The organism is Bacillus sp. MYb78, from assembly GCF_002975115.1.
GTDB classification, from domain to species: Bacteria; Bacillota; Bacilli; order Bacillales; family Bacillaceae_G; genus Bacillus_A; species Bacillus_A cereus.
Genome location: NZ_PCOB01000001.1, coordinates 24787 through 50088, shown reverse-complemented (window position 1 = coordinate 50088; position 25302 = coordinate 24787). Strand labels below are relative to the sequence as shown.

Sequence of the window (25302 nt, the reverse complement as noted above, 5' to 3'; positions counted from 1 at the left end):
TCGTGAAAATGAAGCTATCCTTTTTGTGTATATGCTATGCATAATTGCATATGGGTTTAAAAATTATATCGATATAATTTTATCTGTTATTTGCAAGTAGTGTTTTCTGTTGTGATATGTAGATATTTCAATCAATAAAGTGAATCGGATTATATTTTGAAATAAGGACATGAAAGCTTGAAAATAAAGGGAATGAAAATACTTCTTTACGTTATATAAACAGCTGTGTTTAAATGACCTTACAGTACAAAACATATATGAAAACAAAACGAAATTTCATATTTACGCATGTTGTTTAGTTAAAAATGAATAATATTTTTACGTAATATATTCACTGTGTGAATGTGGGAATTTCGATGAAATAGAAAATTTATACAATATTATTCATACTAAACACATATGAAAAATAATAAAATGTTTTGTGACGATAAGTAAGTACTGTAGCAATACGAGAGAGGTGGTTCATACATGGATCACGGTGAGAACGTTCTCTATTTTAATCATCTCAAATTATGGGCAAGAAAATAGAATAATAAAATGCGATAGTAATAGTTGCTAATACATAGGAGGAGTTAAAGTGAAAAAGACTTTAATTACAGGGTTATTGGTTACAGCAGTATCTACGAGTTGCTTCATTCCTGTAAGCGCTTACGCTAAGGAGGGGCAAACAGAAGTGAAAACAGTATATGCGCAAAATGTAATTGCTCCAAATACATTATCCAATTCAATTAGAATGTTAGGATCACAATCACCGCTTATTCAAGCATACGGATTAATTATTTTGCAACAGCCAGACATTAAGGTAAATGCGATGAGTAGCTTAACGAATCATCAAAAGTTTGCAAAGGCGAATGTACGAGAATGGATTGATGAATATAATCCGAAGCTAATTGACTTAAATCAAGAAATGATGAGATACAGCACTAGATTTAATAGCTATTATAGTAAGCTCTATGAACTAGCAGGAAACGTAAATGAAGATCAGCAAGCAAAAGCAGATTTTATGAGTGCATATGGAAAATTACAATTGCAAGTACAAAGCATCCAAGAGAGTATGGAGCAAGATTTATTAGAGTTAAATCGATTTAAAACAGTATTAGACAAAGATAGTAACAACTTATCAATTAAAGCCGATGAAGCAATAAAAACACTGCAAGGATCAAGTGGAGATATTGTGAAATTAAGAGAAGATATTAAAAGAATTCAAGGGGAAATTCAAGCTGAACTAACTACTATTTTGAATAGACCTCAAGAAATCATTAAAGGTTCTATTAATATCGGTAAACAAGTATTTACAATCACAAATCAAACTGCACAAACGAAAACAATCGATTTTGTTTCTATCGGTACTTTAAGTAATGAAATTGTAAATGCTGCAGATAGTCAAACGAGAGAAGCAGCTCTTCGCATTCAACAAAAGCAAAAAGAGTTATTACCACTTATTCAAAAGTTATCACAAACTGAAGCAGAGGCGACTCAAATTACATTCGTTGAAGATCAAGTAAATAGCTTTACAGAATTAATTGATCGTCAAATTACAACTTTAGAAACGTTATTAACGGATTGGAAAGTTTTAAATAATAATATGATTCAAATTCAAAAGAATGTTGAAGAAGGCACGTATACAGACAGTAGTTTACTTCAAAAACATTTCAATCAAATTAAAAAAGTAAGTGATGAAATGAATAAGCAAACAAATCAATTTGAAGATTACGTTACAAACGTTGAAGTACATTAAACAGAAAAATAATTAGCGATATAGGGAGAGAAGAAAAATGACAAAAAAACCTTATAAAGTAATGGCTCTATCAGCACTTATGGCAGTATTTGCAGCAGGAAATATTATGCCGGCTCATACGTATGCAGCTGAAAGTACAGTGAAACAAGCTCCAGTTCATGCGGTAGCAAAAGCTTATAATGACTATGAAGAATACTCATTAGGACCAGAAGGCTTAAAAGATGCAATGGAAAGAACAGGTTCAAATGCTTTAGTAATGGATCTGTACGCTTTAACAATTATTAAACAAGGTAATGTTAACTTTGGTAATGTATCATCTGTTGATGCGGCTTTAAAAGGAAAAGTCATTCAGCATCAAGATACAGCGAGAGGAAATGCGAAGCAATGGTTAGATGTATTAAAACCACAGCTTATTTCAACGAATCAAAATATCATTAACTACAATACGAAATTCCAAAACTATTATGATACTTTAGTTGCTGCAGTTGATGCAAAGGATAAAGCAACTCTTACGAAAGGCTTAACTAGATTATCAAGTAGTATTAATGAAAATAAAGCGCAAGTGGATCAGTTAGTAGAAGACTTGAAGAAATTCCGAAATAAAATGACTTCGGATACGCAAAACTTCAAGGGTGATGCAAATCAAATTACATCTATATTAGCTAGTCAAGATGCAGGGATTCCACTATTACAAAATCAAATTACAACGTACAATGAAGCAATTAGTAAATATAATGCAATTATTATCGGTTCATCTGTTGCGACAGCTCTAGGACCAATTGCAATTATCGGTGGTGCAGTAGTTATTGCTACGGGCGCAGGAACACCGCTAGGAGTAGCATTAATTGCAGGTGGCGCAGCAGCTGTAGGCGGTGGTACAGCTGGTATCGTATTGGCGAAGAAAGAACTTGACAATGCACAAGCTGAAATTCAAAAAATAACTGGACAAATTACAACTGCTCAATTAGAAGTAGCTGGGTTAACGAACATTAAAACACAAACTGAGTATTTAACAAATACGATTGATACTGCAATTACAGCGTTGCAAAACATTTCAAACCAATGGTATACAATGGGATCAAAATACAATTCTTTACTTCAAAATGTGGATTCAATTAGTCCAAACGATCTTGTTTTCATTAAAGAAGATTTAAACATTGCGAAAGATAGCTGGAAAAACATTAAAGACTATGCAGAAAAGATTTATGCTGAAGATATTAAAGTAGTAGATACGAAAAAAGCATAATCGAATACGAATCGTTAGGGCGTTAAGTGTTGATGAATGATTTGAAGCTCCTGTTCAGTTGTGAGCAGGAGCTTTTGATATCCTTATAAAGAGAATAGGTGAAAAATATGCAGAAACGATTTTATAAAAAATGTCTTTTAGCGGTAATGATTGCTGGGGTGGCAACGAGTAACGCATTTCCTTTACATCCTTTTGCAGCAGAACAAAATGTAACGGTGCTACAAGAAAATGTGAAAAACTATTCTCTTGGACCAGCAGGATTCCAAGATGTAATGGCACAAACGACATCAAGCATATTTGCAATGGATTCATATGCAAAATTAATTCAAAATCAACAAGAGACGGATTTAAGTAAAATAAGTTCGATTAATAGTGAATTTAAAGGGAATATGATTCAGCATCAAAGAGATGCAAAAATTAATGCAGCATATTGGTTAAATAATATGAAGCCTCAAATTATGAAAACAGATCAAAATATTATAAATTACAATAATACTTTTCAATCGTATTATAATGACATGTTAATAGCGATTGATCAAAAGGATAGCGGGAAATTAAAAGCGGATTTAGAAAAGTTGTATGCGGATATTGTAAAGAATCAAAATGAGGTAGATGGATTATTAGGAAATTTGAAAGCTTTTCGCGATAGAATGGCGAAAGATACAAATAGTTTTAAAGAGGATACAAATCAGTTAACATCGATATTGGCAAGTACGAATGCTGGTATTCCAGCTCTAGAGCAACAAATAAATACATATAACGATTCGATTAAAAAGAGTAATGATATGGTCATTGCTGGTGGCGTACTTTGCGTAGCTCTAATAACATGTCTTGCTGGCGGGCCGATGATTGCGGTTGCGAAAAAAGATATCGCAAATGCAGAAAGAGAAATCGCCAATTTAAAAGATAGAATTTCAGGAGCACAAGCAGAAGTCGTAATTTTGACTGATATAAAAAATAAAACAACAAACATGACAGAAACAATTGATGCAGCAATTACAGCACTACAAAACATATCAAATCAATGGTATACAGTAGGTGCAAAATATAATAATTTACTACAAAACGTAAAAGGAATTAGTCCGGAAGAGTTTACGTTTATAAAAGAAGATTTACATACAGCGAAAGATAGCTGGAAAGATGTAAAGGATTATACAGAAAAATTACATGAAGGTGTGGCAAAGTAAACAGTGGACTAGTTCTGCTGTTTATTTTTTTATCCTGTTTTTTTGAGAAATAAATTTTTAAAGAATCATTATAGACTTTTACTTTATTAGTATTAAGTGAAACTTATTCACTTAATTTCCTATCAGAAATTATAAAGTGAAAACAGAACATGAAATACGCAAAAAATATCACAGGGCAGATTCTCAAAATATTTCAAAATCCACCCTGTGATCATATACTCATTTACAAGTGAAAATAATTAATACCCTAAAATATCTACTTCAGCTGCTGAAGCAAATCCATTCTGTCCTTTCGTTACTTCCACTTTTACATACTTTGCAGTAACTGGGGTAAATGTTGCCGTTTTCTTATCACTATTATTTTCCCATGTTCCTGATGATATTTTGTCATACGTAATGCCATCTACACTCGTATAAATATTGTAAGTTAAAATACGGCCATTTTCTGACCAATCTTGCCTTGGAAGATATGCCAATTGTGAAATGGTACGTGTATCACCAAGTTCTAGTGTCAAATTGTAAGGATATTGATTTGGTGTCCAAGTACTATGCCAAAATGTATCTGTTTTTCCATCTATCGCCTTACTAGCTGAGCCCGTTGATTCCTCACTATTTGCACTTGCCTTCATTATTTTTTTTGACAATACAGCAAGTGGTTTAACAGGTTTAGCATCCGTCGCTTCCCATATAGGTGCAATTAATGTTGGGTTGTTTAAAGCTTCTACTTTTTGTCTCGTTTCTTGTGTTGCTTTTAATCCCCATTTATCAAAGAATGGCAGTACATTTTGTTTTGCTATTTTCGATGTATTGTAAATAAATGCCTGTATTTTATCCTCGTCTGTTTTGGGAAGTTGATCCTCTGGTATCTCACGATATAATTTGTGGAGATTTGGATAAAAATCATCCCCATATGCCAAATGAAGTTGCCAAAGCATAACAAGTTTTACAAACAGGTCGTCAATATTTTTATATTCCTTATTTGTTTGTTTTAAATACGCAAAAGCTCTATTATAATCTCCCTCTGTATCTAAACGTGTTGGTATATTTGGGTATATTTTCTTGAATGCAGCTAAAGAATATAGATTATTAGTTACTTCACCCATACCTCTTAAATCATTCCACGTCCATGGATATTGTTGTCGTGCATGTCCCGCTTCATGCATTTGTCCCCACCCAAACTCATTGACATTTAAAGTGCTTTTGATAGCTTCACCAGCAGTCGTAAAGACGGCTCCATCCCAACTTGCATACATGCCCCAACTTTGTGCGTTAGGATTTTCTACAAAGGCCCAAATACGACGAGTTGAACGATGTAAAGGATTAGGATCTGTTTCAGATAGCCCTGCTAACTTGTCTTGCGCTCGAATCATTTCATCATATTTATTTAATAGGGGCACAGGATCTTGATTTACAATATATTTATTGGCACTATCACGAGTTACAGTTAGCACCGCTCGTTCTGATTTCAATTGTACTGCATGTGCATTTGGATAGTTGTTCATCATGGCAATCCAGTCTGCTTTTGTGTGTTTCCCTAATACAAAGAAAGGAATAGGGCTACCGCCTTGCGTTACTTGCACCTTAACTGTTCCTGTGCTTTGAAAATTATCTAACCCTAATACGCCGCCGTTTGGTGAAGAGATAGTATTAGAGCCCGGAGAAAGATCAATTTCTTTTCCCCATTCTTTATCATATTGATGTGTCCCAATAATGGCTCTAATCTTTTGCGTTCCTGATACTGTAATTGTAACCTGTTCATTAGGTTTCACATATATGCCTGTTGGCATATAATTTTTTTGCTCACTTCTTTTTTCTCTTTTTGCTTCATCCCAAAAACTTCCTGTACCTGGAAGGTCAAACTCTCTTTGTTCAAATTGAGTTGCAGTTTGTGCAGTTTCAGCATGTACATCTAAATTGTTTGACATAATAGGTGTAAATAACGTGGTTGCTAAAATAGCAGATGTTGCAAACACCTTTATAGTTTTTTGTAATCTACAATTCTTTCTTCTGTTCATATAGATCAGTCCCTTCGTTAAAATTCATTATTACTTACATACGAAATATCAGTTTTTTCACTAATGCCGAAAGTGGATTTTTTAAATTCACACTTATAAAAAAATGTTGATGATATTTTTAGATGAGTAAAAAAAAGCATAGTAACACTTCAAGTTCCCTTCCTGATTAATTTAGAAACACATTACCTTCATTGATTTTTTTAATCACTCCTCTAAGTAAACAATTAAGATAAATGTCCTATCTCAAAGCTCCTTTCCTAATTTTGGGATTACGAATTAAGTATAGTTCAAAAATAAAGTTATACAATTGAGAAAAATTAAAATGTTAAAAAATTACATTCCCGTAAAATTTTTAACATTTACTAAAAAATATTTGTTATAGAGAGGAGATTCACATACCCATCAAGCTAAACTTTTGAAATATCTCCAAAAGGAAAATTCTATCTCTTCATAATTATTCATACAATCCGATTCAGTTTTCCTTTCTATGGGGGCAATTTAACTCTTAACTTGATGGGCATGTGGCGTTACCTCTAGGAGATAGCTTCATCTAGATAGGATAATGTAAACATGAAAAAATGGGTAAAGTGGAAACACGTTTGTTTATTTGCAAAATGAATAAAAAGAAAACCCCCTTGCAGATAAATGTAAGGGGGTTTTTTTGAGTAGTAATTTCGTATCCATGTGTGCGTAAAAATTTTTCCGTTATCGCTCCCTTTGATAGAATCCATTTTCATATAGGTTTTTTACTGAATTTTTTTAAAAATTAAATTTTACGGCTTGATAATTCGTTCAAAATGATTTAATCTTATGTCAAATGATATGTTTATCTATCAAAAATGCTTTTGTAAAGATAAAGGAGTGATTGAGAATGTTAAACGTCCCATTGATGGTAAGCCTTTAGGTGCAGCAGCATTGAAAAGGTTGGGAAGAAATGAGTGAGCTTTCACAATAAAGAACTCTATAACTTTATGTAATGTTTGATACCTTCGATTAGATTTTTTGAAAAACAAACTAATATTAATTGAATCAAAGTTTAGAAAGTAAATATATGAGTAGTAGAAAAAATCCATTAGTTGTTATCATGTCTTGATGAAAAACGTAAAAAATAGGCAAGAGAAATTCTGAGAAAGCCTGTTCAGAAAGTATGGTATAAAAGCAGGTTAGTGAGAGGAATTCAAAACCAATTTGATAAAAGCGAGGTAAATAATATGACTTTTGAAGAAAAATTACAAGCATATGCAGAACTTACGGTGAAAATCGGTGTTAATATTCAACCAGGGCAATACTTATTAGTCAATACATCAGTAGATGCATTGGATTTCGCCCGTATAGTTGTCAAAGAGGCTTATAAGGCTGGGGCAGGGCGTGTTCATGTTAATTTTTCGGATGAAGAAATGGAACGTGCTTACTTTGATTATGCCTCAGATGAAGAATTTAATCGCTTCCCAGAGTGGATAGTCAAAATGAATGATGAGCTGATCGAACGTAAAGGAGCACTATTAATGATAGATGCTACAGATCCTGATAAATTTACAGGTATTTCATCTGAGCGTCTAGCTACCTATCAAAAGGTAGCAGGAGCTGCTCTGAGAAACAATCGCAACGCCGTAATGAAGGATTCAATAGCTTGGTCGATGGTAGCAGTTCCTTCACCAAAGTGGGCATCGAAGGTGTTCCCGGATTTAGCAGCTGAGGATCAAGTACCAGCATTATGGGAGGCTATTTTTAAAGCTGTTCGTATTGGTGAAGGCAGTGCTATTGAAAAATGGCGTGAACATGTAACAAATTTAGAATCTCGTGCGGTCCTACTGAACAATAAAAAATATATGAAGCTTCACTATACAGCGCCAGGTACTGATTTAACAATTGCATTAGCACCACAGTATAAATGGATTACTGGAGGTGGTAAAACTCCTGATGATACTATCTTCATGGCTAATATGCCGACAGAAGAGGTTTATACGTTACCGATGAAACAAGGTGTAAATGGCTATGTAAGCAATACAAAACCACTAGTTTATCAAGGGAATATTATCGATGGCTTTAAACTGACATTTGAAGAAGGAAAAATTGTTAAAGCTGAAGCACAGGTAGGACATGATTTATTACAAGAGCTTATTAATGTGGATGAAGGCTCTTGCTATTTAGGTGAAGTAGCACTTGTACCACATGAATCACCAATTTCAGCATCGGGAATTTTATATTTTAATACATTGTTTGATGAAAATGCATCGAACCATTTAGCGATTGGTAAAGCTTATCCAACTTGCTTAGAGGGTGGAAGAGATTTAGAAAACGATCAGCTTGAAACGTTAGGTGCAAATATTTCAGTAACACATGAGGACTTTATGATTGGCAGCAGTGAGATGGACATCGACGGTATTCTATCAGATGGAACTGTAGAACCAATTTTCCGTAAAGGTAGCTGGGCATTTTAAGTTTTTAATTTGAAGAAAGGAGTAGAGTGGATGAAGCGATTAGCATAATCGGTGCAACTATATAGGTGTTTCATCTGCTTTTGCTCAGGCTGAAAACTAGCTCTTTAATTAGAAGTAAAATGCATGCAAAGGAGATAGGCCAATGAATTTCTGGGAAGTTGTTTTGATAATTGTAAATTTTAGTCTATTGAGTTGGGTACTGTTAGTAGGCGGGGAAACGAAAAAGTGGTCTAAATTAGCTACTTTGGTTGCCGTTGTAATGGTTACAGTTCAGTTATTGGCAGAAGGTTTTAGGTGGCAGATGATTCCGGCATATGTATCCCCAGTTATCTTAATTTTATGCTATTTATTAACTGGGCGGAAAAAGGGTTTTAGAAGTTCGGGTATATTCATAGTTAAGACTTCGTTGCTATGTATCTATTTGTCTGTAGCAGTTGCGCTACCCTTACTTATGCCAGTATTTTCATTTGAAGAACCAACTGGATCGCATAGGGTCGGTACGAAGGTATATCATTGGATTGATCATCAGAGAAATGAACCATATTCGAAAAATCCAACCGATCGGCGCGAACTGATGGTGCAAATTTGGTATCCTGCAGCTGAAAAAAGCAAGGGGGATCGAGAACCTTATATTCGTAACATAAATGAGCTCTCCAAGGGATTGGAAAAAACATTGTCCATTCCTGCATTTGCATTCAGCCACATGGAATTGGTAAAGTCTCATTCGTTTATGGATTTACAACTCTCAGACTCAGAGAATCACTATCCCATATTACTTTTCTCTCATGGTTTTAATGGTTTTCGTAATCAAAACACGTTTCAAGTTGAGGAGTTGGCTAGTCAAGGGTACATTGTTCTAAGTATCGATCATACCTTTGATGCTGCAGCTACCGTCTTTCCAGATGGTCGAACTGCTTACGTACAGCCCATCAATTTAACTGATGAAGGGGATAGCCACATAAAATTATGGGAGGAAGATGTCAGCTTTGTCCTTAATCAGATAGAGAAACTTAACCAAAACGATGAGACCGGCTTCTTTACAGGAAGACTGGATACATCGCGAATTGGAATGTTTGGCCACTCTTACGGTGGAGCTACCGCAGCACAAATACTTGCAAAAGATTCTCGTGTCAAAGCAGCTATCAATATGGATGGTACATTCTATGGGGAAATTTTTCCTGAAAATGGAATTGGAAAACCGTTTCTGCTCATGAGTGCAGAAGAGCCTGATGAAGCAGATCCCTATGAAGTGAGGGAGCGATACGGACGTGGGTTAGCTGGTGGTGGTATGTCAATGCTCATTCCTCATACGGATCATACAAGCTTCACTGATTTACATTTGTTCTCCCCTGTGTTGCAGAGCACAGGTGAAAATCCAAAGGAAGTTCATCGTATTATCAACGAATTCAGTCTGGCATTTTTTGACCAGTATGTAAAACAGAAGGATGACGGCTCCATCCTTAAAAGGCTGATGACCAAATACCCGGAAGTGAATTTTAAAATAAACCGATAACTTTATGCAGAAAGTAACTCGTACCATTTCCTTTGGCTCTTGTATTTATTACATTAAAGAATTTAATTTCTTCATCGTTATCTAAATAATGAAATGCTAAAAATGAAACATTCAAAGTGCTATCAGTTTCAGTAATATAATTCTTTTTGAAAAGCTACATTCAGCAGCTGGACACTTTATTTGAGATTGTTTATTATAATATCAAATGATATATTTATCTATCAAAAATGACGACTTTATACAGAAAAAGGGAGAGATTGACGATGAAGAAAGACTTGTCAGCGTTGAAGGAAGCGAGATTTAATGCAATTCTTGATTCAGCTACTATATTGCTTGTTGAAAATCCTACTGCTTCGATGAATGAAATTGCGGAATATGCGGGAATTGGAATTGCTACACTCCATCGCTACGTCGAAAGCAGGGAGAAATTGATGCTGTTCTTGGGCCATCGGGCTATACAACTGGTAAGTGATACTGTAAACCAGATTCCACTGGATGAGGAAAGAAGCGAAAACTATATCCCGGAACTCATTGAAGCGTTAATCCCTTTAGGTGACAAAATCTATTTTCTAGGTCATGATGCATCTGTATTTAACAACAAAGAATTAGGTGAAGCAGAAGAGAAGCTGAGGGAACCCTTAAGACGCGTTATTGAATTGCTACAACAAAGAGGTTACTTTCAGCAAACAGTTAGCAGTGAATGGATTTTGAATACGCTTTATGCTCTGCTTTTCCATACCTGGGAACAGGTACATGAAGGAAATGTGGCTAAAAAATCTGCTGCAGAGCTTGTTTTAAATACATTTTATTATGGTTTCAAAGCTAAGGATGAATTGAGAGGGAAGTGAACTGATTCAAATCCATGATAATTAATATTAATAATATAGAAAGTGAAAAGGAGCAATAGGATAATGAATAAAATCTCTATTGTAAAGGCTGTTCATCAATCCATGGTCGGCGCCCAGCTAAATGTAATGGCATTGGAATACATGGCGTTTCCACTTGCAGGATCTGAGGAGAAGAACACAGTCGATTGGACATTTTGTAAGCTATGGCGGCAGGAGAACAACCGTTTCAGTCATCAATACGCTTATGAAGCTCAAATGGACGGGAAAACTTTAGGGATGATTACTTGCTATCCCATACCCGTTTTAAATCGTCTTGCCTGGCCCACTTTTAAACAGCTGCTTTCGTTCCGAAAGCTGGGTTTTGTTGTTTATAACATTCAGAATATCAAAATGCTTTATTCCATGTTTACCTTGAAGGAGGGAGAAGATGACGAGTTTCACATCGGAACAATTGCCTTACTGCCCGAAAGTCGAGGACTAGGGATAGGTACCAGACTAATTGAATTTGCTGAGGAACAAGCTTCGCTGCAAGGCTTTGCCAAATGCTCTCTGACGGTAAAGAAAGAGAACCAACTTGCCATTAAATTGTATCAGAGGATAGGCTACCAGATTACAGGTGAAATCAATAAACCAAAGTTATCGTTGTACAGAATGGTCAAAAACGTAGAACCTTACAACCATTTATAAAAAATTTGTACAGTATTAGGGTACCGCCACATTGCTCATCAACTTAAGAATTTAGAATTACCCCAAAACGAAAAAATGGACTTTTTGTACAAGTTGACACAAAATTTCGTTTTGGAGGTACTAAAAAATTTTAGCTTGATAGTGATGGGGGCCTCTATATAAAAAAACACAGTTTACACTCAAACTGTGTTTTTTCGACGTACAATGATTTATTAATATCTCTTTTTATTTACTTATATACGTACAGCTGTACCACTTACAGCAACCATTAACATTCCATCACGAACAACTTCGTAATCTACGTCAATACCAACGATAGCGTTCGCACCTTTTTGTTTTGCAAGTTCTTTCATTTCGTCCATCGCAATATCACGGGCTTCTTTTAGCTTACTTTCATAAGCACCAGCACGGCCACCAACAACATCACGAACTGAAGCGAATAAATCGCGTACAATGTTTGCACCCATAATAGCTTCCCCATTTACAATATCAATATACTCAATAATCTCTTTACCTTGAATTCCAGAAGTCGTTGTTACAATCATGACTGACACTCTCCTAATATATTATAATTTTTGATTAGCTTTCTTATGGCTTTCTTATGCCGTAGAAAAAGTGGTTCTGTTGCCAAGAATACTCGATAGAAACATAGAGCATTTTTGCATTAAAACTTGCAATTGTCTAACATATGTTTTCCTATGACATATGCAATTGAATAAAAGTAATAGAATTATTTAGCATATGTATCGCCATAACATATGCAAGGGATCTGTTAGAAATAAGATAAGCCGCAGTAAGTATCACCGCGCCAGGTAGATATATAGCATAATCCGAAAGCTGGTTCGTATGAAGGAATGTAAAAATTAGAATCGAAATGATAGATGCAATAGCAGTACCAATATAATGTGAAAAACGATTTAATATTATATGACGAAATATAATTTCTTCAAGTATTGGACCGAGAATACCAAATACAAGTAATGTAAATATAAGAGGTATCTCCGCGCCCGTTTCAAGGAGCTGTTCTTGATTCTCTGGCTGACCAAGTGCGAGAAAACGCATAACAGTCTGTTCTACAATTACCGTAAATAAAACCACCAGAGGAACACTTACTATTTTCAAAATTGTCTTCTCTTTAAAATAAGCAAAACTCTCAATAATTTCTTTCTTAAATAAAATTATTCCTATAATAGCAGGTACAGTAAAAGCAATGGCACTAATAATAAATTCTGAGTCAGCTAAATTGCTGTTAGTTAAAAGTGATAGGCCAAATAATATGAACCAGCCAAATTGAAGTAGTGTAAAGATTGTAAAAACTAGTAGCATATTAATTTCTTTTTTATTGGTTTGTATAAAGTTCACTTTGTTACCTCCATAATTAAATTACTTAGAATCTTTGATTTTTCTTTCTGCATTATGTTCTCCTTCTAAAATATATTTATATAAATACCGAACCGGACCGTTCGGTTCGGAAACTAATGATACTATAAGTTTCTAGTTTTTTAAACCCCTTTTATAAATTATTAATAAAATAAAAATGGTAAACAACAAATATATTTATATCTCAGTTGCTTATTTACAAGCAAATTTCAGTACTCATTAATTTTTGACAATTAGCTTTTTATAGAATGAAGTGATAAGGCTTTTAACTGCAAGGACTGCGGGAGATATCCTAATATACGAAGTGAAAGTGGGAGTAGTTCAAACACTTTAGCTAAACATATTAATAAAAATTATATATAATAATCATATGTCTATACGTTAAAATTAACTATATATTTTTACACCTCTACGATTTTAGGTAAAATTAGTTGTATAATATGACTGAATTAAACAATCGGTCATGTTATTTTAACAGAAAATTCACTTAAGTTATATGGATAATATAATTTGATTAACTTCTTTTCAAATTGTATTGTTTGAGGTTTCCATAAGATAGGGATTGATAAGATATTTCTGTTCCGAACTTATTTATACTTACAAAAAAATTAAGAAAATAGAGGGTAAACATTACCTAGAATATTAGGATCGTTTTCATTAGGAGGATTACAAAGCATGACTAAAGTTGATAAGGTAAAAGAAAAAATTATTGAAACATCATTATATTTATTTAATACTAATGGGATAACTCGCACATCCATTCAGGATATAATGACAGCTACTGAGTTACCTAAAGGATCTATTTATCGTAGATTTAAAAGTAAAGAAGAAATTGTCCTTGCTGCCTACGACAAAAGTGGTGAGATTATGTGGAGTCATTTTCATAAAGCAATGGAAAATAAAAAGAATGCAATTGATAAAATCCTTGCAATATTCCTTGTATATCAAGATGCAGCTAATAATCCTCCTATTGCTGGAGGCTGTCCATTACTTAATAGCGCAATTGAAAGTACTGGAGTATTTCCAGAATTACAAAAAGCAGCAGCAAAAGGCTATGATGATACAGTAATGTTAATGGCTTCTCTCATAAAAGAAGGAATAGAGAAACAAGAACTTAAAGAAGATATAGACATTATATCACTCGCTTCTTTTCTTGCCTCTTCAATGGAGGGAGCTATTATGGCAAGTCGAGTATCTAACGATAATATACACCATCATTACTTTATTGAACAAATAAAACATCATCTTTTCACTTATTCTAAATAAGTGGGAACTTGCTTGTTTTCATCCGATTTTTATAAAGTTAAATTGAATACATACCCCCTATGGACAGTATCTTTTGTTTATGAGGGGTATTTGAATAGATTTTAGCAAAGGTAGTCTTTAGATGATGTTTCATGTTTCTTATTGAACGATTTCATTATATATAATAAGCGTAATAGAAGTTCAGTTAAATAAAATTCGGTAGTCGAATTTTTTTGCATAAAGCTGTATAATGCTTGTAACGAAAGGGAAATACAGGAAGGGATTTGTAATGAGTTACTATGGAAAAAGATAAACAACAATTAAGCGTTGAAGTTGCAAGATTATATTATCAATCAGATTATAGTCAGCAAGAAATTGCTAACAAATTAAATATTTCAAGACCGACGATTTCTAGATTGTTAAAGTACGCGAAAGAAAAAGGGTTTGTTCAAATTAGCATCGCCGATCCATTTGCGGATTTAGATAACGTTGGGAATTTACTGAAAGAAAAGTACAACTTGTTAGAGGCACATGTTGTGTTTTCTCCAGTACCGGAATATGCAACGATTACAGAGTATATAAGTAAATATGCTGCTGAGTATATGGAAAAGACGGTTAAAAACGGTGATATTGTTGGTGTAAGCTGGGGAATGACGATGTATGAAATCGCTAGAAAAATCGTACCGCAACATGTAAAAGGGGTAGAGGTTGTCCAGTTAAAAGGCGGTATTAGTCATTCGAGTGTAAATACATATGCGAATGAGACGATAGCTTTATTTGCAGATGCTTTTCAAACGACGCCAAGAAATCTACCTCTTCCAGTTATATTTGATAATGCAGTGACAAAAGAATTAGTAGAGCAGGATCGACATATTCATCACATTATTGAAATGGGGAAACAAGCGAATATTGCAGTTTTCACTGTAGGAACAGTGCGAGACGAAGCGCTATTATTCCGATTAGGTTATTTCGATAAGGATGAAACAAGTTTACTCAAAAAACAATCGGTCGGTGACATTTGTTCACGTTTCTTTGATGGAGACGGAAATATTAGTAGCGAAGAGATTAATCAGCGTACAATTGGAATTGAGTTAGAGGAACTGAAATTAAAGAAACGCTCTATTTTAGTTGCAGGTGGTAATAGAAAAATAAAAGCAATTGATGGTGCGTTACGTGGCGGGTATGCAAATGTATTAATTATCGATCAGCATACAGCAAAAGAACTGTTACATTATCAAAAAGGTTAGAAATAAAAGGAGTTCTCAAAATGTTAATTTTGAGAACTCCTTTTATTTTGTTATGTATGAATGATAGGAGTCTTTTTTGAACACAAATTGCCTTTTTAAAAATAATTATGGATATGGAGATACATACTACCATTGTTAACAAAGAAAATTTGATTATATATGAAGTGTTCTTTGTTAGAATGCGCTTTATTTACTACAAGAAAATGCCTTTTAAAAAATAATGAACAAAATTTCAAAAGTGTATTTACATTTGTTCAACTAAGAGTTAGAATGAAGTTGTTAAAAGATATGAGGAGTGAAGATAATGAACATTGCAAAGTTAATTGACCATACAATTTTAAAAGCTAATACTACTAAAGAAGATGTTATGAAAGTAATCGAAGAAGCAAAGGAATATAAATTCGCTTCTGTTTGTATTAACCCAACATGGGTAAAATTAGCGGCTGATGAACTAGCTGGACATGATGTAGACGTTTGTACTGTAATCGGTTTCCCATTAGGAGCAAGCACTACTGAAACAAAAGCATTTGAAACAAAAGATGCTATCGCAAAAGGTGCAACTGAAGTTGATATGGTAATCAACGTAGGCGCTTTAAAAGATGGCGACAACGAGTTCGTTGAAAAAGATATTTATGAAGTAGTACAAGCAGCAAAAGGAAAAGCGCTTGTAAAAGTAATCATTGAAACTTGCCTATTAACAGATGAAGAGAAAGTACGCGCTTGTGAATTATCAGTAAAAGCTGGTGCTGACTTCGTAAAAACTTCAACTGGATTCTCAACTGGCGGAGCAACTGCTGAAGACATCGCATTAATGCGCAAAACAGTTGGACCAAACGTTGGTGTAAAAGCATCTGGTGGCGTTCGTACACGTGAAGATGCAGACAAAATGGTAGCTGCTGGAGCTTCTCGCGTTGGAGCAAGTGCTAGTGTTGCAATCGTATTAAATGATGCAAAAGGTGCTACAGATAACTACTAATCGATAAAAGCTTAAAGCAATAGATATACGTTTAAAGTATATCTATTGCTTTAATAATTGAAAAAAATGTAAGCGGATACGAATGGGAGGAAACGGCTTATGAAATACTTAATCGGTGTTTTTGGCCTCGTATTGATTTTAGGTATCGCTTGGCTTGCTAGTAATGATAGAAAGAAAGTCAAATATCGTCCAATCATAACGATGGTTATATTACAATTCATTTTGGGGTTTCTATTATTAAATACAAGTGTAGGGAATATATTAATTAGCGGGATAGCAGATGGTTTTGGAGAGCTATTAAAATATGCCGCTGACGGTGTGAATTTCGTATTTGGTGGATTAGTAAATCAAAAAGAGTTTTCGTTCTTTTTAAGTGTATTAATGCCAATCGTATTTATATCAGCCTTAATAGGTATTTTGCAACACATTAAAGTATTACCTATTATTGTGAAATCTATCGGTCTAGCATTAAGTAAAGTAAATGGAATGGGGAAACTAGAATCATATAACGCTGTTGCTTCTGCGATTTTAGGACAATCTGAAGTGTTTATTTCAGTTAAGAAACAACTAGGATTATTGCCAGAGAAAAGAATGTATACATTATGTGCATCTGCAATGTCTACCGTTTCAATGTCTATCGTTGGATCGTATATGGTGTTATTAAAACCACAATATGTTGTAACCGCTTTAGTGCTTAACTTATTCGGTGGCTTCATCATTGCTTCTATCATTAACCCGTATGAAGTTACTGAGGAAGAAGATATGTTAGAAGTACAAGAAGAAGAGAAAAAGACTTTCTTTGAAGTATTAGGGGAATACATTATTGATGGATTTAAAGTTGCGATTACAGTAGCAGCTATGTTAGTCGGTTTCGTTGCTCTTATCGCATTCATTAATGCAGTATTTAAAGGTGTAATCGGTATTTCATTCCAAGAAATTCTTGGTTATGCATTTGCACCATTTGCATTTATTATGGGTGTACCTTGGCATGAAGCAGTTAATGCCGGAAATATTATGGCAACAAAATTAGTATCAAATGAATTTGTCGCTATGACAGATTTAGCACAAGGAAACTTTAATTTCTCAGATAGAACGACAGCGATTATCTCTGTATTCTTAGTTTCATTTGCAAACTTCTCTTCAATTGGAATTATTGCAGGGGCAGTTAAGAGCTTAAATGAAAAGCAAGGGAATGTAGTCGCAAGATTTGGTTTGAAATTACTTTTCGGTGCAACATTAGTAAGTTTCTTATCAGCAACGATCGTTGGCTTATTATTTTAATAGATTCATATCATATAAAAAGGAATGGTGATTGTAATGAGAATGGTAGATATTATTGCAAAAAAACGTGACGGCAAAGAATTAACGACTGAAGAAATCAAATTCTTTATTAATGGATATACAGACGGAAGTATTCCTGATTATCAAGTGAGTGCACTTGCAATGGCAATCTTCTTTAAAGATATGACAGATCGCGAACGTGCAGATTTAACGATGGCGATGGTTGAGTCTGGAGAAACGATCGACTTATCAGCAATTGAAGGAATTAAAGTAGACAAACATTCAACTGGCGGTGTTGGTGATACAACAACATTAGTATTAGGACCATTAGTAGCTGCTTTAGATGTACCAGTAGCAAAAATGTCTGGTCGTGGATTAGGACATACAGGCGGAACAATTGATAAATTAGAAGCGGTAGAAGGATTCCATGTTGAAATTACGAAAGAGCAGTTCATTGATATTGTAAACCGTGACAAAGTAGCTGTTATTGGACAAACTGGAAACTTAACACCTGCAGATAAAAAGATTTATGCATTACGTGATGTAACAGGAACAGTAAACTCAATTCCATTAATCGCGAGTTCAATTATGAGTAAAAAAATTGCAGCTGGTGCTGACGCAATCGTACTTGATGTAAAAACAGGTGCTGGCGCATTTATGAAAACAGAAGAAGATGCAAAAGAATTAGCTCATGCAATGGTGCGTATCGGAAATAATGTAGGACGTCAAACTATGGCTGTTATTTCAGACATGTCACAACCTCTTGGATTTGCAATTGGTAACGCTCTAGAAGTGAAAGAAGCGATTGATACGTTAAAAGGTGAAGGCCCAGAAGATTTAACGGAATTAGTACTTGTATTAGGAAGTCAAATGGTCGTACTTGCGAAAAAAGCAAATACGTTAGAAGAAGCTCGTGAAATGCTAATTGAAGTGATGAAAAACGGAAAAGCAACTGAGAAGTTTAAAGAGTTCTTAAGCAATCAAGGCGGAGATAGTTCAATTGTAGACAATCCAGAAAAAATGCCACAGGCGAAGTATGTAATTGATGTACCTGCAAAAACTTCAGGTGTTATTTCTAACATTGTTGCAGATGAAATTGGTATCGCAGCTATGCTACTTGGTGCTGGCCGTGCGACAAAAGAAGATGAAATCGATTTAGCAGTAGGATTAATGTTACGTAAAAAAGTTGGCGATGCAGTAAAAGAAGGCGAGCCATTCGTAACAATCTATGCAAATCGTGAAAATGTAGAAGATGTAAAAGCAAAAATTTACGAAAATATTTCTATCGCTGAAACAGCAGTGGCTCCTAAATTAGTTCATACAGTTATTACTGACTAATCATAATTACACATACTTTAAGGGGGAAATAATATGGATAAGAAAAAATATATCGAAGAAGCAAATAAGATGTTAGCAAAAGCATATATTCCGTATTCGAAATTTCCTGTTGGCGCAGCATTAGTTACGAAAGAAGGTAAAATCTATACTGGTTGTAATATAGAAAATGCTTCTTACGGTTTATGTAACTGTGCAGAAAGAACAGCGATCTTTAAAGCAGTATCAGAAGGAGAGCGCGACTTTAGTTACTTAGTTATTACAGGAGAAACTGATGGACCGATTTCACCATGTGGTGCGTGTAGACAAGTAATTGCTGAATTCTGTGATCCGAAAATGCCTGTATTACTAACGAATGTAAAAGGTGATGAAAAAGAAGTGACTGTTGAGCAATTACTTCCAGGTGCTTTCACAATTGACGATTTAAAATAAGTTAAAAAGCCATTTTGCAATTATTAATTGCAGAATGGCTTTTTTGTTCATATTCCGTTCATAAACTTTGCGTAAAATGATTGCAGCGAATATGGAAAGTTTACAGCAGGAGGAATATAATGAAGAAATTCTATAATGCGGCATGTAGTTACTTATTGGTTTATGATTTTGCTAAAAAAGTCATTTAAATAGATAGGAGTGGAAAGTATGATAGCACTTTTATCAAGTGTCATAGCGGTTTGTATGGCTGTTGGGGTAATGTTTCTACGTTTTAAAGCAGCGAAAAAGCCGGTAACGAAAAAGAAAATTATATTACCACCAATTTTTATGAGTACAGGCACGATGATGTACTTTTTACCAGATTTTCGATTAACATCGTTAGAAATAGTCGAGGCAATTAGTATAGGGATTATTTTCTCTATTTTTCTTATTAAAACAACTAAGTTCGAAATAAAAGGCGAACATATATTTATGAAACCGTCAAAAGCATTCATATTCATTTTAGTAGGCTTATTAGCTGTACGCGTGGCATTAAAGTCATATTTAAGCCAATCAATTGATTTGGCAGAGTTAAGCGGCATGTTTTTCTTACTAGCATTTGCGATGATTGTGTCGTGGAGAATTGCGATGTATCGCTCGTTTACTAAATTAGAAAAGACAATAAACAGAGCTGGAATTTCTATATAGGAAATCCAGCTCTGTTTATGTTTTATTGAAATTCTTTAGCGCGGAACTCATTTGCTTAATTTTAAACGTATTTGAGCATCTTGTAATGCAACTGGTGTAACGTTAAGACCATTCGAATCAACAATTTTTGTATTTAATAAAATGGAATCTAGGCTTCCACGAAATGTTTCTGTATAGTTTTGACGTAACATTTGTTGTTCTTGTTTTTCATCAACTGTTAATCCAGATGTTCTTTCTTTTTTTGATAATTCATTAATACGGAATAAAATGTTTTGCATTTGTTTTCACCTCTAGTTAGAATTAATTTCATTAGTTACTTACTAATGTATAGTTATTGTAACCTATCTTTCATTAAGTGTCAACGTCTATAAAAATTTCTTTTTTGTAAGGGTATGGAGGGAAAAAGGATGTGAATAACTTAATGATACTTGAAATAGAAAAGATGTTAATATACAATACCGTAGTAGGGTATAAAATTGTTGTTTTACATTATGAAAGAAATGAGCACAAAGGAGTATGTAATAATGAATGCAGTAATTTCAAAGAAAGAAACAATCATCTCATATACGATTGCTATTTTATTTATTTTAGCCATGGTAACAGCGGGTGTGTTATTAAATGATCCGGAAGTTATTCTGCCGGAAATGGCAGCGATGGCAATTGCTTTATGGGCGTATCGTGAGCCAGGATGGTTAAGGCAACCAGAAAAAATCTTCATTGCACCTTCAATAACAGCTGTGATTGGTTTTATGGTGAATCAAATGGATATTGCTTATTTAGGGAAAGTAAGTTTAACGCTTGTATTCATGATGCTTTTTTTACGTGTAATTCAATCCAATTTAGCACCATCTATTGCGACAGGTTTATTACCATTAGTAACAAATGCAACGGAATGGTCATTTGTTATCGCGGTATTCGCTTTAACATTTATTTTAATGGTTGGTGTTCTTGTATTTAAATTGAATAACGGTATTAAGCGAAAAGTGCAAATACAGTATAAATATATGACTGTATTTCTCATACTAAATTTCGTATGGATTAGTTTATGTTGGATAACTGGTTATGAACAATTAGCAGTTATTCCACCAATATTAGTTGTTGTATATGAATCACTTCAAAAGCCGATGTACAATGAAAAAATGGCTTTTAAACAAATAGTAGTATTAACTACATCTGCAACTGTTGGAACAATATTGTACTTTGCGATTGATTCATGGATTGTAGTCACTTTATTAAATATGATATTAATGCTTATTTTATTAAAAATTGTTGGTGTACGTATTCCAGCAGTGTATGCATTTCCATTATTGCCGCTCGTATTTCCAGATGAAATGATAAAGATGTTACCAATAGCTTCATTTGTTGCGGGAGTATTTTTATTTGGTGCAGTACTACTGTATAAAAAGTGGGAGATGAAGCAAAAGGGCATGGCAATGTAGATAGAGTAAAGATAGCTTTTAATTAGTAAAATAAATAGACACCTGTGAGTGTCTATTTATTTTATGAAAAATTTAGTTTAATTCATTTAAGTAATGAACAAGTTCTGATGCTTTAGAGAAAAATGGAGAATGGTCAGCTTCTAAAGTAATAATTTTCTTGCAAGGTGTTTCTGTATTCATTCGGCGCTGAAAATCAATTGGAATCGCTCTATCTAGAGTCGTTTCAATATAAATGCGATCTATGGCTCCAAAGTTTTCTTCAGATATTTTCAGCTCTTGTTGGAAGGGTCCTAGTGGTTGAGGACGCATTTGATTAAAAGATGCTTCTTTAATAGAACCGTCTTCTGTAGCATTTAAAAATGTTTGTTCAATTAGATTAGGTATAAGTTCAGCAGTCAAGTCATTTTCATTTATAGTGAATTGCGGGCCATCTTCTCCGTCTAATTTACTACCAAGACTTTCTCCATTTCGTGGTAAGAAAGCACAAAGATATACTAATTTATCGATTTTATTTGGTATAAGTTCAGCAGTTTGAGTAATAACGATTCCACCCATACTATGTCCAACAAGAATAACCTTTTCATTTTGTTGATTTATATTAGCTGTTACTGCATCAACATAGGAATCTAACGTTATATTTTGTGAAGGAGTTGTATCTTTCCCACTTCCAGGTAAGTCTAGTGTAATAACAGTGTGACCTAAAGCCTCTAGTTGAGGTTTTACTAATTCCCATGCCCATTCACCTTGCCATGCTCCATGTACTAAAATGTAAGTACTCATTTAATCAACACTCCTCTAGGGTATATAAGTTTCATCTATTTGTAATATTGATGATGTATACTCAGTGTAAATGAAGTGGTTTCATAAATATAATGAAGGTTATTTATAGATGATATAAATATATTTTATATAAGGAGAACAGAATGAATGTTTTTGATTTTAAAGTCTTTACATATGTGGCTCGTTTAAATAGTATTAGTCTGGCAGCAAAGGAATTACATATGACACAGCCAGCAATAACACATATTATTAACAAATTAGAGAAACGATATGCTATAACGTTATTTGATCGCTCTAGACAAGGAACGATTCTAACTGAAAATGGCAAAGAATTTTTAGTTGGTGTGAATCGACTTCTAATGGAGTATGAAAAACTTGAGGAAACAGCTTTCCAGTTGAAGAATAAAAGCTTGTATAAAATTGTACTAGCTACGTATCCTTCCGTTACTGTATATTGTTTGGCGGAGTGTATTCAACTAGGGAATATTGATCATAGTCAATATGTACTTGCAGTTCGAGAAGGAAGCTATCAAGAAGTGTTAGATTGGCTATCATCAGGTAGTGCAGATTTTTCTATTTCTATAAAAGAAAAATTAATACAAGGATTTCATTATGATGTCATTGGTGAAGATCCGTATGTTATGGTTTCTTCAAAAAAAGTTCCGCCTAACCTTACTATTAATGATATAAAAAATTATCCTTTTATTATGCCGCTTTCTGGTTGCAAAGAAGTGCTCGAACCGTATTTGATGAAAAATGAAATAACAGTTAATAAAGTGATGGAGTCAGAATCAATTAGTTCAGCATTAGCACTTACTATACAAGTTAATGGTATAACAATCGTTCCGTTATCAGGACTACATAAGCAAATTATTCATGACTTCATTGTACAGCCGATAGAAATTACAATTCCACGACAACTTATTATGCAATGGTCACCTAAAAAAGAGAATGACCCGCTGTTTCTCGCGTTTGTTAAGAATTTATTAGCTCAACTACAGCAAAAGAAAAAATGAATATAATATTACAAAAGATAAGCTCATTTCACTAGAGCCTATCTTTTGTATGTATTACCAATAAAGAGCAGTATCATAAAATCCGATTAAAATAAGGAGAAAACCAGCTATACGCTGAATGCTATTTCCTATTTTCCTGCTCTTCTTTAGTAATGCCCCGTTTAATCCCAGATAGGAGATGAAGGACATTAATACGACGATAGGAAGCGCAGTTCCTATCGAAAAGAACGTTGGAAACAAGTACCCGTAATTAAATGATAAAGATAAAGGGATTAACGTTCCAAAAAATAGAACGAACATAGTCGGACAAAAAGCTAAGGAAAAGAAGAATCCGAGTAAAAATGAACCAACTTCATTTTGATTTCGTATAAATTTAATCGAGAAGAAATATCTTCTTTTTATAATACCTGACAACAGTAGCCCCATTAAAATTAATAGGGGTCCCATCATTTTTCGTAACCATGGAAAATACAAAGTCAATATTTGCTGAATCTCTTTTCCTAAAAACCATACTAATAGTCCAAGCGTCGTAAAAGCCATTATTTTTCCTAAAATGAATAAAAGTATATGTTTCCATACATGTCCCTTTTGTAAAGATTGGTTGCTATAAAGTGTAATAGCACTAATGTTTCCTGTTAATCGGCAAGGAGCAAGGGTACCTACTATGCCTAATAAAAATGAAAATAAAAGAGGTACAGATTTCGTAGCATTCGCGGCATCCATTAAAGGAGACATGAGTTGATAGCTCCATTCACTTATTGTTGAAAACACATTATATTCACCCTTCTACTTAAATTGGAATGTTCCTTCATTAGCAATCTGCTTCCACGTATTACCCTCATCTGTAGAGATGAACACATTTGATTTCATTGTAGCAAATACGATTTCAGCTGAATTTTGAGGGTTTTGTGAAATATACATAATTGCATCTTTAGAATCTAAAGGTGGAATTTGTATGTTTGTTTCTTCATTTGTAGCAATTGATTTCTTCGTTACGATTGGCTTATTAATAGGGGCCTAAATAACATCTTCATTACTTAATGTAATTGCGGTCGATTCAAGTGATTTAGGGAATAGTTCAAATGTATTTCCGTAATCTGTAGATAAGTAAACACCGTCTTTAGCACTTACCGCGACTACACTAGATTGATTCGGATGTACTGAAAAGGAATGAATCGTACTTGAAAGACCTTTTAACTTACTATTTTTCCATTCTTGTCCGTTGTTCGTACTGAAATAAAAACCTTGTTGTAATTCAGAATTAGGGCGTTCGTTGTATAAATAAATTGCTTCCGTATTATATCCGACAGCAAGGTTATGAAAATCGGATTCTCCATAAAACGCTAGCTTTTCAAGGGTATTACCGCCATCAGAACTTTTCAATAATCCTAAAGGATTTTTTAAATTTGCACCTGGTTCAGGATGACCGCTGGCAAAGAACCCGTTCTTCGTTGCCTGAAAGCCCATATAATCATGTAGTCCAGTTTTAGTTTCAAGCCATTTTCCATTTTGATAAACTTTTATCCCGCTATGAGTGGCGATAGAAACCCCAGACATATTTCCTGCATAGCCAATTCCGTGAATGTGCTCGATTTTTCCAGATGTAATTTCTTTATAGAAGTCTTGCGGACTCGTATTTGCTGTTTCTATATTTTTTGGCTGAGATTGCACCGTTTCTTTTTTCACTGGTGCTGTTTCGACGTTGCTAGAACATCCTGAAATTATTAATAAAGAAGTAATTGCTAACCCTGTTGCTACATAATGTTTCAAAGTTATGGCTCCTTTCCTATATATGAGATTTTAAGTATA

General features: G+C 34.1%; 22 protein-coding genes and 1 pseudogene. 16 read left to right on the top strand and 7 right to left on the bottom strand.

All coding sequences use genetic code 11. The annotated features are described in order from the left end of the window. Positions 1 to 577 precede the first annotated feature (577 nt). The 3 genes from nheA to nheC all read left to right on the top strand — a co-directional run bounded on the left by nheA (position 578) and on the right by nheC (position 4171). The gene (gene nheA, locus CQ064_RS00255) at positions 578 to 1738 is read left to right on the top strand and encodes a non-hemolytic enterotoxin NHE subunit A (RefSeq protein WP_000751827.1); all 1161 of its coding nucleotides are present in this window, start codon (positions 578 to 580) and stop codon (positions 1736 to 1738) included. 37 nt (positions 1739 to 1775) lie between these two features. Continuing rightward, the gene (gene nheB, locus CQ064_RS00250; RefSeq protein ID WP_000162967.1) at positions 1776 to 2984 is read left to right on the top strand and encodes a non-hemolytic enterotoxin NHE subunit B; all 1209 of its coding nucleotides are present in this window, start codon (positions 1776 to 1778) and stop codon (positions 2982 to 2984) included. A gap of 107 nt (positions 2985 to 3091) precedes the next feature. Further along, complete coding sequence (nheC, locus tag CQ064_RS00245; protein WP_001171991.1) at positions 3092 to 4171, top strand: non-hemolytic enterotoxin NHE subunit C; 1080 nt, start codon at positions 3092 to 3094, stop codon at positions 4169 to 4171. 239 nt (positions 4172 to 4410) lie between these two features. Here the strand turns inward: nheC and CQ064_RS00240 are convergent, their stop codons facing one another. After that, positions 4411 to 6186 carry a M60 family metallopeptidase gene (locus tag CQ064_RS00240; protein ID WP_001081793.1) on the bottom strand — a complete coding sequence of 592 codons (1776 nt, stop codon included), beginning with the start codon at positions 6184 to 6186 and terminating at the stop codon, positions 4411 to 4413. A 1211-nt stretch (positions 6187 to 7397) separates the two neighbouring features. On the opposite strand from CQ064_RS00240, the gene CQ064_RS00235 reads away from it, so the two are divergent. The 4 genes from CQ064_RS00235 to CQ064_RS00220 all read left to right on the top strand — a co-directional run bounded on the left by CQ064_RS00235 (position 7398) and on the right by CQ064_RS00220 (position 11675). Then, positions 7398 to 8627: an aminopeptidase gene (locus CQ064_RS00235; RefSeq protein WP_000141973.1), complete on the top strand. Its 1230-nt coding sequence runs from the start codon at positions 7398 to 7400 to the stop codon at positions 8625 to 8627. A 142-nt stretch (positions 8628 to 8769) separates the two neighbouring features. Next, complete coding sequence (locus CQ064_RS00230; protein ID WP_001012288.1) at positions 8770 to 10140, top strand: alpha/beta hydrolase family protein; 1371 nt, start codon at positions 8770 to 8772, stop codon at positions 10138 to 10140. A gap of 263 nt (positions 10141 to 10403) precedes the next feature. Beyond that, a complete protein-coding gene (locus CQ064_RS00225) occupies positions 10404 to 10988 on the top strand; it encodes a TetR/AcrR family transcriptional regulator (protein ID WP_000710981.1) in 585 nt (194 codons plus the stop codon). Between the two features lie 63 nt (positions 10989 to 11051). Then, positions 11052 to 11675, top strand: coding sequence for a GNAT family N-acetyltransferase (locus CQ064_RS00220; protein WP_001033858.1), 624 nt, complete (start codon positions 11052 to 11054; stop codon positions 11673 to 11675). Between the two features lie 233 nt (positions 11676 to 11908). Here CQ064_RS00220 and CQ064_RS00210 read toward each other — a convergent pair whose 3' ends face one another. Continuing rightward, positions 11909 to 12220, bottom strand: coding sequence for a YbjQ family protein (locus tag CQ064_RS00210; protein ID WP_000637507.1), 312 nt, complete (start codon positions 12218 to 12220; stop codon positions 11909 to 11911). A gap of 151 nt (positions 12221 to 12371) precedes the next feature. Continuing rightward, positions 12372 to 13037, bottom strand: coding sequence for a CPBP family intramembrane glutamic endopeptidase (locus CQ064_RS00205; protein WP_001009381.1), 666 nt, complete (start codon positions 13035 to 13037; stop codon positions 12372 to 12374). Positions 13038 to 13730: 693 nt separating this feature from the next. Here CQ064_RS00205 and CQ064_RS00200 point away from each other — a divergent pair. The 7 genes from CQ064_RS00200 to CQ064_RS00170 all read left to right on the top strand — a co-directional run bounded on the left by CQ064_RS00200 (position 13731) and on the right by CQ064_RS00170 (position 20258). After that, positions 13731 to 14321: a TetR/AcrR family transcriptional regulator gene (locus CQ064_RS00200; RefSeq protein WP_000169644.1), complete on the top strand. Its 591-nt coding sequence runs from the start codon at positions 13731 to 13733 to the stop codon at positions 14319 to 14321. Between the two features lie 278 nt (positions 14322 to 14599). Further along, positions 14600 to 15547, top strand: a complete 948-nt coding sequence (locus tag CQ064_RS00195; RefSeq protein WP_000409787.1) for a DNA-binding transcriptional repressor DeoR — start codon at positions 14600 to 14602, stop codon at positions 15545 to 15547. Positions 15548 to 15851: 304 nt separating this feature from the next. Continuing rightward, positions 15852 to 16523, top strand: coding sequence for a deoxyribose-phosphate aldolase (gene deoC / locus CQ064_RS00190; RefSeq protein ID WP_001017440.1), 672 nt, complete (start codon positions 15852 to 15854; stop codon positions 16521 to 16523). A gap of 99 nt (positions 16524 to 16622) precedes the next feature. Continuing rightward, positions 16623 to 17804: a NupC/NupG family nucleoside CNT transporter gene (locus tag CQ064_RS00185; RefSeq protein WP_000876188.1), complete on the top strand. Its 1182-nt coding sequence runs from the start codon at positions 16623 to 16625 to the stop codon at positions 17802 to 17804. Positions 17805 to 17840: 36 nt separating this feature from the next. Further along, positions 17841 to 19142, top strand: coding sequence for a pyrimidine-nucleoside phosphorylase (locus tag CQ064_RS00180; protein WP_001983022.1), 1302 nt, complete (start codon positions 17841 to 17843; stop codon positions 19140 to 19142). Positions 19143 to 19175: 33 nt separating this feature from the next. Next, positions 19176 to 19571: a cytidine deaminase gene (locus CQ064_RS00175; RefSeq protein ID WP_000358521.1), complete on the top strand. Its 396-nt coding sequence runs from the start codon at positions 19176 to 19178 to the stop codon at positions 19569 to 19571. Between the two features lie 207 nt (positions 19572 to 19778). Further along, positions 19779 to 20258: a CcdC family protein gene (locus tag CQ064_RS00170; RefSeq protein ID WP_000561070.1), complete on the top strand. Its 480-nt coding sequence runs from the start codon at positions 19779 to 19781 to the stop codon at positions 20256 to 20258. Between the two features lie 47 nt (positions 20259 to 20305). Here the strand turns inward: CQ064_RS00170 and CQ064_RS00165 are convergent, their stop codons facing one another. Further along, positions 20306 to 20536 (bottom strand): DUF896 domain-containing protein, encoded by a 231-nt coding sequence (locus CQ064_RS00165; protein WP_001179618.1) that lies wholly within the window; start codon positions 20534 to 20536, stop codon positions 20306 to 20308. 246 nt (positions 20537 to 20782) lie between these two features. Between CQ064_RS00165 and CQ064_RS00160 the strand changes: the two genes are divergently transcribed. Further along, entirely contained in the window at positions 20783 to 21697 is a 915-nt protein-coding gene (locus CQ064_RS00160; RefSeq protein WP_000994730.1) for a membrane protein, read from the top strand. 72 nt (positions 21698 to 21769) lie between these two features. Here CQ064_RS00160 and CQ064_RS00155 read toward each other — a convergent pair whose 3' ends face one another. Beyond that, positions 21770 to 22477, bottom strand: coding sequence for an alpha/beta fold hydrolase (locus CQ064_RS00155; RefSeq protein ID WP_000109165.1), 708 nt, complete (start codon positions 22475 to 22477; stop codon positions 21770 to 21772). Positions 22478 to 22620: 143 nt separating this feature from the next. On the opposite strand from CQ064_RS00155, the gene CQ064_RS00150 reads away from it, so the two are divergent. Next, positions 22621 to 23493: a LysR family transcriptional regulator gene (locus CQ064_RS00150; protein WP_001100325.1), complete on the top strand. Its 873-nt coding sequence runs from the start codon at positions 22621 to 22623 to the stop codon at positions 23491 to 23493. Between the two features lie 54 nt (positions 23494 to 23547). Here the strand turns inward: CQ064_RS00150 and CQ064_RS00145 are convergent, their stop codons facing one another. After that, positions 23548 to 24264 (bottom strand): urease accessory protein UreH domain-containing protein, encoded by a 717-nt coding sequence (locus CQ064_RS00145; protein WP_000493102.1) that lies wholly within the window; start codon positions 24262 to 24264, stop codon positions 23548 to 23550. A 15-nt stretch (positions 24265 to 24279) separates the two neighbouring features. After that, positions 24280 to 25263: pseudogene (locus CQ064_RS00140) on the bottom strand (F510_1955 family glycosylhydrolase). Positions 25264 to 25302 lie beyond the last annotated feature (39 nt).

Coding starts and splice junctions, on each gene's coding strand:
- CQ064_RS00240 (WP_001081793.1), bottom strand. CDS start 6,186: ATGAACAGAAGAAAGAATTGTAGATTACAAAAAACTATAAAGGTGTTT.
- nheC (WP_001171991.1), top strand. CDS start 3,092: ATGCAGAAACGATTTTATAAAAAATGTCTTTTAGCGGTAATGATTGCT.
- CQ064_RS00150 (WP_001100325.1), top strand. CDS start 22,621: ATGAATGTTTTTGATTTTAAAGTCTTTACATATGTGGCTCGTTTAAAT.
- CQ064_RS00225 (WP_000710981.1), top strand. CDS start 10,404: ATGAAGAAAGACTTGTCAGCGTTGAAGGAAGCGAGATTTAATGCAATT.
- CQ064_RS00235 (WP_000141973.1), top strand. CDS start 7,398: ATGACTTTTGAAGAAAAATTACAAGCATATGCAGAACTTACGGTGAAA.
- CQ064_RS00195 (WP_000409787.1), top strand. CDS start 14,600: ATGGAAAAAGATAAACAACAATTAAGCGTTGAAGTTGCAAGATTATAT.
- deoC (WP_001017440.1), top strand. CDS start 15,852: ATGAACATTGCAAAGTTAATTGACCATACAATTTTAAAAGCTAATACT.
- CQ064_RS00185 (WP_000876188.1), top strand. CDS start 16,623: ATGAAATACTTAATCGGTGTTTTTGGCCTCGTATTGATTTTAGGTATC.
- CQ064_RS00230 (WP_001012288.1), top strand. CDS start 8,770: ATGAATTTCTGGGAAGTTGTTTTGATAATTGTAAATTTTAGTCTATTG.
- CQ064_RS00200 (WP_000169644.1), top strand. CDS start 13,731: ATGACTAAAGTTGATAAGGTAAAAGAAAAAATTATTGAAACATCATTA.
- CQ064_RS00165 (WP_001179618.1), bottom strand. CDS start 20,536: ATGCAAAACATTTTATTCCGTATTAATGAATTATCAAAAAAAGAAAGA.
- nheB (WP_000162967.1), top strand. CDS start 1,776: ATGACAAAAAAACCTTATAAAGTAATGGCTCTATCAGCACTTATGGCA.
- CQ064_RS00170 (WP_000561070.1), top strand. CDS start 19,779: ATGATAGCACTTTTATCAAGTGTCATAGCGGTTTGTATGGCTGTTGGG.
- CQ064_RS00155 (WP_000109165.1), bottom strand. CDS start 22,477: ATGAGTACTTACATTTTAGTACATGGAGCATGGCAAGGTGAATGGGCA.
- CQ064_RS00180 (WP_001983022.1), top strand. CDS start 17,841: ATGAGAATGGTAGATATTATTGCAAAAAAACGTGACGGCAAAGAATTA.
- CQ064_RS00175 (WP_000358521.1), top strand. CDS start 19,176: ATGGATAAGAAAAAATATATCGAAGAAGCAAATAAGATGTTAGCAAAA.
- CQ064_RS00220 (WP_001033858.1), top strand. CDS start 11,052: ATGAATAAAATCTCTATTGTAAAGGCTGTTCATCAATCCATGGTCGGC.
- CQ064_RS00210 (WP_000637507.1), bottom strand. CDS start 12,220: ATGATTGTAACAACGACTTCTGGAATTCAAGGTAAAGAGATTATTGAG.
- CQ064_RS00160 (WP_000994730.1), top strand. CDS start 20,783: ATGAATGCAGTAATTTCAAAGAAAGAAACAATCATCTCATATACGATT.